Origin of the sequence: Mesorhizobium sp. M0018 (assembly GCF_040323955.1) — a bacterium.
Taxonomy (GTDB): Bacteria; Pseudomonadota; Alphaproteobacteria; order Rhizobiales; family Rhizobiaceae; genus Mesorhizobium.
The window spans coordinates 1-14,072 of the sequence record NZ_JAMYVL010000028.1; the positions used below are offsets into that span (position 1 = coordinate 1).

Annotated in this window: 11 protein-coding genes and 1 pseudogene; 3 read left to right on the forward strand and 9 right to left on the reverse strand. The window is 62.6% G+C overall.

The window, feature by feature from the left end:
* Positions 1–135 precede the first annotated feature (135 nt).
* From NKJ81_RS28175 to NKJ81_RS28195, 5 genes and pseudogenes are all read right to left on the reverse strand, one after another.
* Positions 136–594, reverse strand: a complete 459-nt coding sequence (locus NKJ81_RS28175; protein ID WP_352505556.1) for a carboxymuconolactone decarboxylase family protein — start codon at positions 592–594, stop codon at positions 136–138.
* Between the two features lie 13 nt (positions 595–607).
* Positions 608–1,126, reverse strand: coding sequence for an RrF2 family transcriptional regulator (locus tag NKJ81_RS28180; protein ID WP_352542428.1), 519 nt, complete (start codon positions 1,124–1,126; stop codon positions 608–610).
* Between the two features lie 100 nt (positions 1,127–1,226).
* Entirely contained in the window at positions 1,227–2,540 is a 1,314-nt protein-coding gene (preA, locus tag NKJ81_RS28185) for an NAD-dependent dihydropyrimidine dehydrogenase subunit PreA (RefSeq protein ID WP_352542429.1), read from the reverse strand.
* Between the two features lie 2 nt (positions 2,541–2,542).
* The gene (locus NKJ81_RS28190) at positions 2,543–3,907 is read right to left on the reverse strand and encodes an NAD(P)-dependent oxidoreductase (RefSeq protein WP_352473535.1); all 1,365 of its coding nucleotides are present in this window, start codon (positions 3,905–3,907) and stop codon (positions 2,543–2,545) included.
* Positions 3,908–4,122: 215 nt separating this feature from the next.
* A pseudogene (locus NKJ81_RS28195) lies at positions 4,123–4,245 on the reverse strand (gamma-glutamylcyclotransferase); the annotation flags it as partial.
* Positions 4,246–4,418: 173 nt separating this feature from the next.
* Between NKJ81_RS28195 and NKJ81_RS28200 the strand changes: the two are divergent.
* A complete protein-coding gene (locus NKJ81_RS28200) occupies positions 4,419–5,195 on the forward strand; it encodes a VOC family protein (RefSeq protein ID WP_352542430.1) in 777 nt (258 codons plus the stop codon).
* Positions 5,196–5,352: 157 nt separating this feature from the next.
* Positions 5,353–5,745, forward strand: coding sequence for a DoxX family protein (locus NKJ81_RS28205; protein WP_352542431.1), 393 nt, complete (start codon positions 5,353–5,355; stop codon positions 5,743–5,745).
* Between the two features lie 20 nt (positions 5,746–5,765).
* Here NKJ81_RS28205 and NKJ81_RS28210 read toward each other — a convergent pair whose 3' ends face one another.
* From NKJ81_RS28210 to NKJ81_RS28220, 3 genes are all read right to left on the reverse strand, one after another.
* On the reverse strand, positions 5,766–6,572 hold the full coding sequence (locus NKJ81_RS28210; protein WP_352542432.1) for a class I SAM-dependent methyltransferase: 807 nt from the start codon (positions 6,570–6,572) through the stop codon (positions 5,766–5,768).
* Between the two features lie 151 nt (positions 6,573–6,723).
* Positions 6,724–9,165, reverse strand: coding sequence for a GcvT family protein (locus NKJ81_RS28215; RefSeq protein WP_352542433.1), 2,442 nt, complete (start codon positions 9,163–9,165; stop codon positions 6,724–6,726).
* A gap of 81 nt (positions 9,166–9,246) precedes the next feature.
* Positions 9,247–10,785: a trimethylamine methyltransferase family protein gene (locus NKJ81_RS28220; protein WP_352542434.1), complete on the reverse strand. Its 1,539-nt coding sequence runs from the start codon at positions 10,783–10,785 to the stop codon at positions 9,247–9,249.
* 218 nt (positions 10,786–11,003) lie between these two features.
* On the opposite strand from NKJ81_RS28220, the gene NKJ81_RS28225 reads away from it, so the two are divergent.
* Positions 11,004–11,594 (forward strand): transglycosylase SLT domain-containing protein, encoded by a 591-nt coding sequence (locus tag NKJ81_RS28225; protein ID WP_352453201.1) that lies wholly within the window; start codon positions 11,004–11,006, stop codon positions 11,592–11,594.
* 14 nt (positions 11,595–11,608) lie between these two features.
* Here the strand turns inward: NKJ81_RS28225 and NKJ81_RS28230 are convergent, their stop codons facing one another.
* Positions 11,609–14,017, reverse strand: a complete 2,409-nt coding sequence (locus tag NKJ81_RS28230) for a dipeptide ABC transporter ATP-binding protein (RefSeq protein ID WP_352542435.1) — start codon at positions 14,015–14,017, stop codon at positions 11,609–11,611.
* Positions 14,018–14,072: the final 55 nt, after the last annotated feature.

The window sequence follows — 14,072 nt, forward strand, 5'->3', positions numbered from 1 at the left end:
CCCCCCCCCCCCCGCCCCCCCCCCGCCCGCGAGGGGCCCGCGCGCCGCTGTTCCCATGCCACTCCCCCCGCCCGCGCCGCCCCCCCCCCCCCCCCCCCCCCCCCCCCCCCCCCCCCCCCCCCCCCTGGTCCATGCTCAGGCGGCCAAGACTGCTGGCATCGGATGGATTGCATGAAACGGAACGCAAAGCCGGTTCCAGGTGTTGATCATGCCGAGCGCAACCGAGAGCTTGACCAGCTCCTCTTCCGAGAAATATTCGAGCGTCCTTGCATAGAGTTCGTCCGACACACCGTTGTCGGCAATCCTGGTCAGCGCGTCGGTCCAGGCCAAGGCCGCGCGTTCGCGCTCTGAAAACAGCGGCGATTCCTTCCAGGCGGAGACGAGATAGAGCCGCTGCTCGCTTTCGCCGTCGCGGCGCGCTTCGCGGCTATGCATCTCGACGCAATACGAGCAGCCGTTGATCTGCGACGCCCTGAGCTTGATCAGATGCAACAGGCTTTTTTCGAGCCCGCATTCGTCGACTGCCTTGTTGAGCGCTGACACCGCCTTCATGATCTCCGGCGCCGCGCCGAAAAATTGCAGCCTCTGTTTCATCGTCTGTAGCCTTTCATGCTTGCTTGGTTGAACTTGATTTCTGCGGCCGCCGATGGCGCTCGACGAAGGCGCAGTTCGCGGCGACCGAACGGGAATCGGCATCGGCGGTGTATTCTGCAACGATGTCGGACAGCCAGGCGTCGGCGAGCGCGGCGCGATAGGCGCGCTCGGCCTTCAGCATGGCTACGTTGATGCCGCAGGGTTTGGCATAGACCGAGGCATCGAGCTTCGCTGGGCCGCGCTGGCGGATTTCGGCGCAGCGGAACGCCGGTTCACGCCCCTCGACGGCCAGCACGATATCGAGCAGCGTTATGCGTTCCGCCGGCCGCGCCAGCCGGTAGCCGCCGGACGGCCCCGGCACTGATTCCAGAATGCCGGACGCAGTCAGCGCGTTGAGATGCTTAAGCAGATAGCTCGGCGACAGCCCGAACGCTTCGGCCATGGCAGCACCTGGCAAGGTCGCGGCGCCATCAACGCCGGCGAGCATCGCGGCGCAGTGGATGGCTGCTTCGACGCCTTCGCCCAGCTTCATTTCGCTCTCCTGTTCATGGATATAGATTATCTTGGATATCTTTTATCCGCAATAGGAAAGTCAAAAAGCGGCGCCCATGGACGCCGCTTTTTTCGAAATGCTATTCCGCCGCCACCTTGGCCATCGGATTGTTGGGATGCGTCGTCCAGTTGGCATAGATCGGCGACACTGGCCTACCAGTGCGCTCATCGATCGCGCCAACCGCCAGTGGCTCCATGGTGATGCAGTTCTCGACCGGGCAGACATTGACGCAGAGATTGCAGCCGACGCATTCGGCCTCGATCACCTCGAAATGCCTGACGCCGTCGACCATGCTGGTGATGGCCTGGTGCGAGGTGTCCTCGCAGGCGATGTGGCAGCGGCCGCATTTGATGCAGGCCTCCTGGTCGATATGCGCCTTTGCGACGTAGTTGAGGTTGAGATACTGCCAGTCGGTGACGTTGGGAGTGGCGCGGCCAATGATGTCGTCGAGCGAGGCATGGCCCTTCTCGTCCATCCAGTTTTCCAGGCCGGCGATCATCTCCTGCACGATCTTGAAGCCATAGGTCATCGCCGCCGTGCACACCTGCACATTGCCGGCGCCAAGCGCCATGAACTCGGCGGCGTCGCGCCAGGTGGTGATGCCGCCGATACCGGAGATCGGCAGGCCCTTCGTTTCCGGGTCGCGCGCGATCTCGGCCACCATGTTCATGGCGATCGGCTTCACCGCCGGGCCGCAATAGCCGCCATGCGAACCCTTGCCGTCAATCGTCGGCTCCGGTGCGAAATTGTCGAGATTGACGCCGGTGATCGAATTGATGGTGTTGATCAGCGACACCGCGTCGGTGCCGCCGGCAAGGGCAGCTCGTGCCGGCTTGCGTATGTCGGTGATGTTGGGCGTCAGCTTGGTGATGACAGGCATGCGGGTGTTGGCCTTGCACCAGCGCACCACCATTTCGATGTATTCCGGCACCTGGCCGACCGCCGCACCCATGCCGCGTTCCGACATGCCATGCGGGCAGCCGAAATTGAGCTCGATACCGTCGGCGCCGGTCTCCTCGACCACCGGCAGGATCGCCTTCCAGGCATGCTCCTCGCACGGCACCATCAGCGAGACGACGATCGCCCGGTCGGGCCAGTCCATCTTGACCTGCTTGATCTCGCGCAGATTGACCTGCAGGTCGCGGTCGGTGATCAGCTCGATATTGTTCAGGCCAAGCAAGCGGCGGTCGGCGCCCCAGATCGCGCCGTAGCGCGGCCCGTTGACGTTGACCACCGGCGGCCCTTCTTCGCCGAGCGTCTTCCAGACAACGCCGCCCCAGCCAGCCTTGAAGGCGCGGATGACGTTATAGGCCTTGTCGGTCGGCGGCGCCGAAGCCAGCCAGAACGGGTTCGGCGATTTGATGCCGACGAAATTGTTGCGGATGTCTGCCATGCTCATGCCCTCCCGTTCGAGGTCAGTGCCCGATGAATGCTCTCCGCCGCATCGCGGCCTTGCGCGACGGCTGAAACAGTCAGGTCGTCGCCGCCGAAAATGCAGTCGCCGCCAGCCCAGACATTGGCCAGCGAGGTGCGCCCTTCCGCGTCGACCTTGATGCGGCCGGCTTCCAGCGCGACCTCCGCACCGCTGCCGTTGAGCGCAGCTGGGACAAAGCTCTGGCCGATCGCCTTGAACACCTGATCGGCGACGAGCGTCAGCCGCTCGCCGGTGCCGACGAGCCTGTCGCCGTCCATCGCGGTGTATTCGAGCTCGATCGCCGACACCTTGCCGGCATCGGCAATGACCCGCTTCGGCTGCAACCAGTGCCGGATGATGACGCCGTTGGCGGCAGCCAGATCCTGCTCGAATTCGGAGGCATTCATGTGCTCCGGGCCGCGCCGATAGCAGATCGTCACCTCTTCGGCTCCGAGCAGCTTCGATTGCACCGCCGCGTCGATCGCCGTCATGCCGCCGCCGATGACGACAACACGCCGGCCGACCGGCAGGCTGGCCAGATCACTGGCCTGACGAAGCTCGGCAATGAACTCGACGGCATTGGTGACGCCTTGCGCCTCCTCGCCATCCGCTCGCAAGGCATTGACGCCGGCAAGCCCCATGCCGAGGAACACCGCATCGTAATTCCTGGTCAGGTCCGACAGCTGGTAATCACGGCCGAGCGCCTTGCCGTTCTGGATGTCGATGCCGCCGATCGACGTGACATAGTCGACTTCGGCCTGGGCAAAATTGTCGACGCTCTTATAGGCGGCGATACCGTACTCATTGAGGCCGCCGGGCTTCGGGCGGGCTTCCAGGATGGTCACGTCGTGGCCGTGGCGGGCAAGCCGATGCGCGGCCGCAAGCCCGGCCGGTCCGGCGCCGACCACGGCGACCGTTTTGCCGGTCGGTTCGGAGCGGTTGTAGAACTGCTTGTTTTCGGCCATGGCGACATCGGTGGCGTAGCGCTGAAGGCGACCAATCTGCACCGGCTTGCCTTCGGCCACCTCCCGCACGCAGACCTCTTCGCACAACGTCTCGGTCGGGCAGACGCGGGCGCACATACCGCCCAAAATGTTCTGATCGAAAATCGTCTTGGCCGAACCGATCGGATTGCCGGTCGAAATCTGGCGGATGAACAGCGGGATGTCGATCGAGGTCGGACACGCATTCATGCACGGCGCGTCATAGCAGAAATAGCAGCGGTCGGACTCGACCAGCGCCTCGTGATGATCGAGCGGCGGGTGCAGGTCGGCAAAATTATCGGCATATTGTCCCGGCGAAAGCCGCCCGCCGGCAATGCCTTGCTTGAACTGGCCTTCTGGCATCGTCAGTTCCCCATGTTCTTGTTTTGGAGAAGGCTAGCACGTTTTATTTTTTTATCAATTGGTCAATTTTCTGTGCAAACTGCTGAAAAGCCACGAATAAACATGACAAGTTTACTCATGTTACCAAAGCCGCCGACAGGGAAGCTTGGCCATAGCGGCACTGCCGTTGCTGGACTGAGTGGTCAGCCTGGTAAGCTTAGCGTTGGTTTTGATCACCGAAGGCAAAGGGCCCTGAAGTCTTCGTCCGTCAGCTGCGTCCAGCTGCCATCGGGGCCGGGATCGGCCTCCTCCCGATGGCACAGCGCGACAAGTTCGGAAGTGAGCGACATCCGGCGCATGGATCAACAACCCCTCGTTGACTGCGAGCAAAGTCGAAAACCGCAGGGCGCGCAACCCGGTAACATTTCCAATTTGCCGTCATCTTTTTTGGTTGGCTGTCGGATTTTCGTCGTGAAGATCGTCCTAGAATGGATCGCGCATGATCGATGTACAAACCGCAAGGAGCACGACAATGCCACAGTCCCCCATGCCCTTCTTCTGGTACGAGCTGATGACCACCGATCTCGACGCCGCCGAGGCGTTTTACACCTCAGTGGTGGGCTGGAGGGGGCAGCCTTTCGAAGGGGCCCAGGGCATGCCGCGCTATATCGTCATGAATGTCGGCGAGCGCGGCGTCGGCGGGATGATGACGCTGCCCGATGACGCGCGCAAGATGGGCATGCCGCCGGCCTGGGTCGGTTATATCCTCACCAGGGACATCGATGCCGCAACGGCCTCCCTCAAGAAGGCTGGTGGCGCGGTTCACCGCGAGCCCGACGACATTCCTGGCGTCGGCCGCTTCGCCGTCGTTGCAGACCCGCAAGGCGCGATGTTCAACTTCCTGCAGCCCAGCGGCCCCGACCAGCCGCCGCTACCGTTGGCGACCCCCGGCAACATCGGCTGGCATGAGCTCTACACGTCAGACTGGAAGGCGGCGTTCGATTTCTATTCCAGCCAGTTCGGCTGGGAGAAGGGCGACGCCATGGATATGGGTCCGATGGGCGTCTACCAGCTTTTCGCCTTCGGCGGCGAGCCCGTTGGCGGCATGATGAACAAGCCCGAGCAGATCCCGACGCCGGTCTGGCAGTTCTATTTCAACGTGCCCGGCATCGACGCGGCAGCCAAGCGCGTCACCGACAATGGCGGCAAGATCCTGATGGGTCCGATGGAGGTCCCCGGCGGCAGCTGGATCGTACAGTGCACGGATCCGCAAGGCGCCCATTTCGCGCTAATGGCACCGACGCGGTAACAGGCCGCGCCAATTGCGGGGCCGCCATCGTGCGGCCCCAAGGCTGCAGCACGCCTCACGACTCACTCACCGACAGTTGAATGCAGGCCGGACTATGTGAATGGTCCGGCCTTTGGCGATGACCTATGGCCGGGCTAGGTGAAAAATGGAGTCGTAGATGAAGCTTTTCGAAGGCCTCGCCGAATATCAACCGTTCGCCCTTGCCGCCTTGCGCATCATGACGGCGCTGCAGTTCATTGAGCACGGCACCCAGAAACTGTTCAATTTCCCCGTCAGCGACCATGCCGGCACCATGAGCGGGCTATCGCTGACCGCGGCCATCCTGGAATTCGGAGGCGGCATCCTGCTGGTATTGGGGCTTTTCACCAGGCCGGTGGCATTCCTTCTCAGCGGCGAGATGGCGATCGCGTATTTCATGGCGCACATGCCGCAGAGCTTCTTCCCGGTCAACAATGGCGGCGATGCCGCGATCTCCTTCTGCTTCATCTTCTTCTATCTGGTATTCGCCGGCCCCGGCGCCCTGGCACTGGACAACCGCAAAACATCGTAGCCGGGCGGATCAGCGCGCGCTCAGCCCGACTTGCGCGCAATCAGGCCCGCGAAGGCGATGAACCCGAAGAACTCTCCGGCTTCGACACGCCGGCGCGCCTCGTGCTTCAGCCCGTCGCCAAGCGCCTTGTCGAGTCGCTTCCAGCCGGCCAGAATATCGGCGCCGCGATCGACCAGAGTCAGCATGTAGTCGGGCGCGGCAATTTGGGCGTAGCCGTAGCTGTCGAATTTTTCGACGACAAAGCCCGCCGATTTCGCCAGCAGCGGCAGCCGGCGCGTCAGCCAGCGGTCATTCACCAGCGCCGCCATTGCGGCATCCACGCAATCCTGCAGCGGATCATGATCGCCGATGGCGACCGTCGTCGTCGCGTAATCGCCGTCGAAGATCGCCAGGCAGCCGCCTGGGCGAAGCACGCGCAACGATTCCGTCAGGGCCTTTTCGGGACCGGGCACATGGGTCAGGCAGGTATGGAAGATGACCACATCGAACGAGTTGTCCTCGTGCGGCAGCGACCTGGCATCCCCTTCGACGAAGTTCAGGTTGGGGATATCCGCGGCAAGCTCGCGCGCCTTCGCCAGAAATATCGGCGACGGATCGAGCCCAACAACCTCGTTCACCCCCGGCCAGCGCGCAAGCTCGCGACTGATCGGTCCCGAGCCGCAGCCGCCTTCGAGGACGCGTGCCCTTTCCGGAAAATCGATCGAGGAGAAAAACGAGTGGCGAATTGCCTTCTGGCGCGGGTCTGCGGCCCGCAACTCCATCGCGTTGATAAGAACCGCGACAACAGCCGGATCAGCGGTTGTGATCTGCGCATACACGTCGGGCATGGTGGACCTCCGAAGCAATTGCCCAGCCTTCCGCCGCAGCTCGACAATAAAACCAAAGGTCACCGCGCGAAAGAATTTTCACTATCGCGAAATCGTCCTCCCCCTTTCATCGTGCCACCGGCACGGCGACTTCGCTATGCCACTCGGTTCCTCAACCGCGCATCCGCTCGAAATTGGCGTCGAACAGCGGTGTCTGCTGCATGCGTGCGGCGTAACGCTTGCCCAATAGCTCGATCTCGAAACCGTTGGCCTCATCGGCGATCTCTTTCGGCACATAACCCATGGCGACGGATTTTTTTGAATGATGTGCGTAGCCGCCTGACGTGACCCAGCCGCGCACGGCACCGCCATACCAGATTGGCTCGTCGCCGATGACGTCGGCATCGGCAGCATCGACGACAAAGGCCCGCAGCCGCAGTCTGCCGCCTTGCTTGCGCTCCGCCAGCGCTGCCTGCTTGCCGATGAAATCGGCCTCTTTGCCATACGCGACGAAGCGGTCGAGGCCGGCCTCCAGCGGCCCATAGATCGGCCGGTATTCGCGCGCCCATGAGCCGTAATTCTTCTCGAGCCGCAGCGCATTGAGCGCGCGCGAGCCGAACAGGCCGATGCCGAATTCCTCGCCCGCCGCCATCAGCGCCTGATAGGCTGCACGCTGATATTCCGGCGCCACCCAGATTTCGTAGCCGAGGTCGCCGGTGTAGCTGACGCGCCCGACCAGGCACGGCGCCATGCCGATATCCATCCTGCTGATGGCCATGAACGGAAAGGCCGTATTCGACACATCAGATCGTGTGACCTTTTCAAGAAGGTTCCGCGCGCTCGGCCCGGCGATCGACAGGCCGGTGAGTTTTGCTCCCAGCGCCTCGATGCTAACAGAGCCGTCCTTCGGCAGATGCGCTTCGAACCAGCGCATGTGGTACTGCTCGGCGACACCGCTGCCGGCCAGGAACCAATCCTTGCTTGCAGAATTTGGACCGCCGAGATTGGCCAGCGTGAAATCGCCGATCAACCTGCCGTCTTCCTTCAGCATCGGCGCCAGCGTCATGCGGCCGGGCCTTGGCAATTTGCACGCGAGCATACTGTCGAGCCAGGTTGCTGCGCCCTCACCGGTGACTCTGTATTTGGCGAATGACGAGATTTCCGACAGACCAACGCGTTGCCGAACCGTCTCCACTTCTTTAGCGACATGCTCGAAGTCGCTCGAGCGGCACCAGGAGAATTCGTCCTTGACCCCTTCGGGCGCATACCACAGCGGCACTTCCAGCCCATAGGCGACGCCCCATTGCGCGCCCTCGGCCGACAACAGATCATAGACCGGCGTCGTCTTGAGCGGTCGCCCAGCCGGCAACTCCTCGTTCGGGAAGCGGATCGAAAACCGCCGCGAATAATTCTCGCGCACCTTGGCGTTGGTATAGGCCATCGTGGCCCAGTCACCGTAGCGTGACACATCCATCGCCCAGATGTCGGCGCCGGGATCGCCCTCGATCATCCAGTTCGACAGCGCCAGGCCGACGCCGCCGCCCTGCGAGAACCCCGCCATGACACCACAGGCCACCCAGAACCCCGGCAGGCTGCGCACCGGCCCGACCAGCGGATTGCCGTCCGGCGCGAAGGTGAAGGGTCCGTTGATGATCTGCTTGATGCCGGTGTTCTGGAACGCCGGGAAATGCCGGAAGCCAACCTCCAGCGACGGTGCGATGCGGTCGATATCGGGCTCCAGCAGTTCGTGGCCGAAATTCCATGGCGTCTGGAATTCGGACCATGGCTTGTTGGCCTTTTCATAAGTGCCCATCAGCATGCCGCCGCGTTCCTGGCGCAGATAGAGCTCGCCGTCGAAGTCGACCGCATGGATGATCTCCGTGCCGGTCTTCTGGTTCCAGGCGGCGACCTCCGGCATGTCCTCGGTGATCAGGTACATGTGCTCCATCGCCAGCACCGGCAGCTCCAGCCCGACCATGCGGCCGACCTCACGCGCCCACAGGCCGCCGGCATTGACGACATGTTCGGCCACAACCTCGCCCTTGTTGGTGATGACGCGCCACAACCCGTCGGCGCGCCGCACAATGTCCTCGACCTTGGTGAAACGCTCGACCTCGGCACCAAGCTTCCTCGCCGCCTTGGCGTAGGCGTGGGTAACGCCGGACGGGTCGAGATGACCGTCCTCCTTGTTGCGCACGGCACCGACGAACTGCTTGGGATCGAGCAACGGCATCAGCTCGGCCGCCTCATCAGGCGATATCTCCTCGAGCTCGATGCCGAGATAGCGGCCCTTGGCGACGACGCCGCGCAGCCAGTCGAGCCGCGCCTCCGTCGCTGCCAGCAAGACGCCGCCAGTCAAATGCACGCCGGTCGCCTGGCCGGACAGTTCCTCGATCTCCTTGTAGAGCGAGATTGTGTATTTCTGCAGCTTGGCGACATTGGGATCGCCATTGATCGTGTGCATGCCGCCTGCGGCGTGCCAGGTCGAGCCGGAGGTTAATTCATCGCGCTCCAGAAGCACGATGTCTGTCCAGCCGTGCCGGGCCAGATGGAACAGCACGGAGCACCCGACAACGCCACCGCCGATAACCACGACCTTTGCATGCGATTTCATGGGATTCTCGTCGTTTCAAAGAGTTGGATGGGTTTCATGATTCTGGAGGAGAAGAGAATGAAGTCGAACAAGACGAGCGGCTTAAGGCTCGCCCGCCCCGATCGCTTCCTTGCGCTTGGCCACGTACGCCTCAAGCGCCTCGCGTCTGGAGATTTCCATCACCGGCTCGACATAGTCCTCCAGCGCCTTCTTCCACAGCCTCGTCGCTCGCGCCGTGGCGTCTAGCCCACCAGCTTCCTGCCAAGCCTCGAAATTCTGCCAGTTGGACAGCATCGGCTGATAGAAGGCCGTGGCGTAGCGCTCCAGCGTGTGCGGCTCGCCGAAGAAGTGGCCGCCGGTCGGAACCGCACCCAGAGCCTCGACGGCAAGCTCGGCCTCGTTGACCTCGATCGGGCGCAAAAACTCCATCATGTGCTGGATCATCTCGACGTCGATGATGAACTTTTCGAACGACGCTGTCAGTCCGCCCTCTTGCCAGCCGGCGGCATGGTAGACGAGGTTGCCATGGCCGAGCACCGCGCCCCACAGCGCCATCAGCGTCTCATAGGCGCCTTGCGCGTCGGCGGCATTGGAAGCCGAGCCCGGCGTTGTGCGATAAGGCAGGTTGTAACGCCGCGCCAACTGTCCGGACGCGATATTCGCCTTGGTGTTTTCAGGCGTGCCGAACGCCGGCGCTCCCGATTTCATATCGACATTGGAGGTGAAGGCGCCATACATCACCGGCGCGCCGGGGCGGACGAGCTGCGTCAGCACCACGCCGAACAGCGCCTCGGCATTCTGCTGGGCGAGCGCGCCGGCAAGCGTCACCGGGCTCATCGCTCCCATCAGCGTGAATGGCGTTACCGCCACCGACTGGCCGAACTCGGCCATCGTCATCAGCCCCTCGGCCATCATCTCGTCGAAGCGGCGCGGCGAATTGACCGAAATGATCGTGGTGACGCCGGGATCGTGGCGCATCCCGTCAAGCGTCAGTCCGCGCGCGATTGCCATCATTTCGATGCCGTCGAGCGCCCTGCCGCGGCCGATGGCCGAGACGTGAAAGCTTTTGTCGGTCAGTGTCAGATTGGCGAAATAGGTGTCGAGATGACGGGAATTCGCCGGCAATTCTACCGGCGCGCAGACCTGGTTGCCTAGCATGTGGATGCAGTTGAAATGCTGCGCCAGCCGGACGAGCTCGGAATAATCGCGCAAATTGCCGGCACGGCGGCCGCGCTCCATGTCGTGCACATTCGGCGGCCCGGCGACGAGCGTGAAGTTGATGGTATTGCCGCCGAGGTGGACGGCATGGGCGGGATTGCGCGGCGTCAGCGTATAACTGGACTGCGTCGTCTTCAGCGCTTCCTCGATCATGCCGCGATCGATGCGGACGTTCATCGTGGCATGATCGACCTTGGCCCCGGCCTTGTCGAACAGCGACAGCGCCCGCGGGCTCATCACCTCGATGCCGAAATTCTCCAGGATATGCATCGACGCCTGGTGGATCGCCTCGATCTGGTCGGCCGAGAGCATCGCCATTGGCGGATAGGGATTGGTGACGCGGCGCAACGGCAGTTGCGGGATGGCGGTCGGTCCCCTGTTGCTGGTTCGCTCGGCGCCGCGCTTGCGTCTTGGTTCGCTCATGCCGCGCATCAAAGCGCCGGCACGAGGATCGAGCTGTCAAGAATCCGCCACCTGCGGGCGTGATTTTAGCCAAGGCGGCATTCCGGGAATTTCACATCGGCAAAAGCGACAACAAACGTCGGAATGGTTATACTTGTTCCGCGTCAGGCAAAGCGGCCGATGAGCCGTTAAGGAACGCAGCAAGATTCCTTTTATGTTTTCGGCCTAATGCTCTTCCAATGCGTAGGTCGAGTTTTAGCAAAATTATAGCGATTGCCGCGCCGCTGGCGCTTTCGGCCTGCGCGACGCCACCGAACCATATCAACGATGTGTGCGCCGTTTTCGACCAGAATGACGGCTGGTTCGACAATTGGCAGGCGGCGGCACAACGAACCGAGCAGAAATACGGTGTGCCGGTTCCCGTGCTGATGGCGACGGTGCGCAAGGAATCCGGCTTCAAGAGCAACGCCAGGCCGCCGCGCACCAAGCTGCTGGGCTTCATTCCCTGGAAACATATCTCCAGCGCCACCGGCTTCTCGCAGGCGCTCGACGGCACCTGGGCGCAATACCAGAACGAGACCGGAAGCTGGGCGGCGCGCCGCACCAGGTTTGCCGATGCCGTCGATTTCGTCGGCTGGTATCATTCCAAGACCGCCGACACGCTCGGCGTCGCCCGCAACGACACCTACAATCTGTATCTCGCCTACTATCTCGGCTGGAATGCCTACAAGCGCGGCAGTCGCGGCGACGCCGACGTGCAGCGCTATGCGCATGCCACCGAACAGATGGCGCAGGACTACGCCGCGCAGCTACGGCAATGCGCGCCCTAGCCTATTAACGGCTCTCAGCCGCCCTTGGGTTTGCGCGGCTTGCGCGTGGCGTCCTCGGCCTGTCGGCCGTCGCCGACAGTCGGCGGCATGATTGGTGCCACCTGGCTGCCGGCAGAGCTTGAGGTGCCGGTCTCTGAAACCTCGTCGCGAACCTCGTGACGGCGGGCTTTGGCGACCGCTTCGGCATTCTCCACTGCCTGGCCCTCGGCATCGGCTTCAACGCTGCCAGTCTTTCCATGCGGGCGCTTGGGCGGATCTCCGGCAAAGCCCGGGCCAACACCGTGGTTTGCATCATCCGGCACGCCCTCATTTGCGGCGTGCTCCTTGTCGAATTTGATCACCGGCTCCATTTTCGCCAGCACGTCGTCGGACAGCCAGCACAGGCTCATATGGCCGTCGCCGAGATTTTTGACTGGCGGCACCTTGGTTTCGCAAAGGTTGTCCGGCACCAGTTTCTTGTAGCCGCAGCGCGTCTGGAACGGACAGCCGGACGGCGGGTTCATCGCCGAAGGGATGTCGCCCTCCAGCACGATGTGCTTCTTGACCACGCTTGTGTCGGCGATCGGGATCGCCGACAGCAATGCCTCGGTATAGGGGTGATAGGGCGGCGCGAATATCTGGTCGGTCGTGCCTTGCTCAACGATATAGCCGAGATACATGACGACGACGCGGTCGGCGATGTAGCGCACCACCGACAGATCGTGGCTGATGAACAGCATCGTCGTCTTGTTCTTGCGCTGGATATCCATCAAGAGCTCGGTCACCGCGGCCTGGACCGACACATCCAGTGCCGAGACCGGCTCGTCGGCCACCACCACCTTGGCGTCGCCGGCAAAGGCACGCGCAACGCCGATGCGCTGTTTCTGGCCGCCTGAAAGCTGGCGCGGCTTGCGCGACTCGAACGCCCTCGGCAGCTTCACCAGGTCGAGCAATTCCAGCATTCGCTTGCGGCGGTCGGCCACCGTGTCGCCGACGTTGAACTTTTCCAGCGTACGGATGATCTGCGAACCGACCGAATGGCTGGGATTGAGCGTGTCGAACGGATTTTGGAACACCATCTGGATCGATGACACCGTGTCGACGCTGCGCTTCTCGATCCCGGTCGACTGAATCTCCTTGTTGCCGAGCTTGACGCGGCCGGAGCTTGCCGTTTCGAGGCCGAGCAGCACCTTGGCCAGGGTCGATTTTCCGCAGCCGGATTCGCCGACGATAGCGACGGTCTCGGATTCGCGCGCCATGAACGAGATCGTCTCGTTGGCCTTGACGACACGGCCCTCGCTCGAGCCGAACACTTCGCTGCCGCCGACCTTGTAGTACTTCCGGAGGTCTTCGATCTGGAGCACCGGCGCACCGGGCACCACCCGCTCGTTGACCTTCTTGGCGCCGGGTGGCAGCGCCTCCCAGTCGATCTCGTTGAAGCGCACACAGCGCGAGAAATGCCCGTCATGGCCTTCGACCGCGATCATCGGAATTTCGGCGGCGTTGCAGACGCCCTCGACGAAATGGTGGCAGCGCGGGCCGAAATTGCAGCCCTTCGGCCGCTCGTGCGGTAGCGGCAACTGCCCCGGGATGGATATCAGCGGCCGCGAATTCTTGTCGGCGCCCGGCAACGGGATCGAGCGGAACAGGCCTTGCGTGTAGGGATGGCGCATCCGGTCGAAGACGTCCTTGATCTTGCCGGTCTCCACCGCTTCGCCCGAATACATCACCGTGATGCGGTCGCAGGTCTCCAGGATCAGGCCGAGGTTGTGCGACACGAAGATCATCGAGGTGCCGAACTTCTCGCCCAGCCCCTTGACCAAGTCGACGATGCCGGCCTCCACCGTCACGTCGAGCGCTGTCGTCGGCTCGTCGAGCAGAAGCAGCGCCGGCTTCGACAGCAGCGCCATGGCAATGACGATGCGCTGCTGCTGACCGCCGGAAAGCTGGTGCGGGTAGGAACGCATCATGCGCTCGGGATCCGGCAGCTTCACCGCGCGCACCATTTCCAAGGCGCGTTTGTAAGCTTCGTCCTTCGACACCTTGTCGTGGATCAGTGGCACTTCCATCAGCTGCTGGCCGACCTTCATCGCCGGGTTCAGGCTAGCCATCGGTTCCTGGTAGATCATCGCGATCTTGTTGCCGCGGATAGCGCGCAGTTCCTCGTCGGACAATTCTCCCATGTCCTTGCCCTGGAATTTGATCTTTCCGCCGACGATCTTTCCTATGTTGGAGAGGTCGCGCATGATGCCAAGCGACACGGTCGACTTGCCGCAGCCGGATTCGCCGACAATACCCATCGCCTCGCCAGGCATGACCGTGCAGGAAAAATCCATGACGGCCGGGATCTCGCCCTTGCGGGTGAAGAAGGAGATCGACAGGTTCTCGATCTCGATGATCGGGCCATTCGTCGGCTTGGCGGGATTTCGAACTGCCTCATTCATGGGTCGCTCCAATCCTTGTTCTTCAGGCATGTCGGGCCGAACCCGGCATCGATCT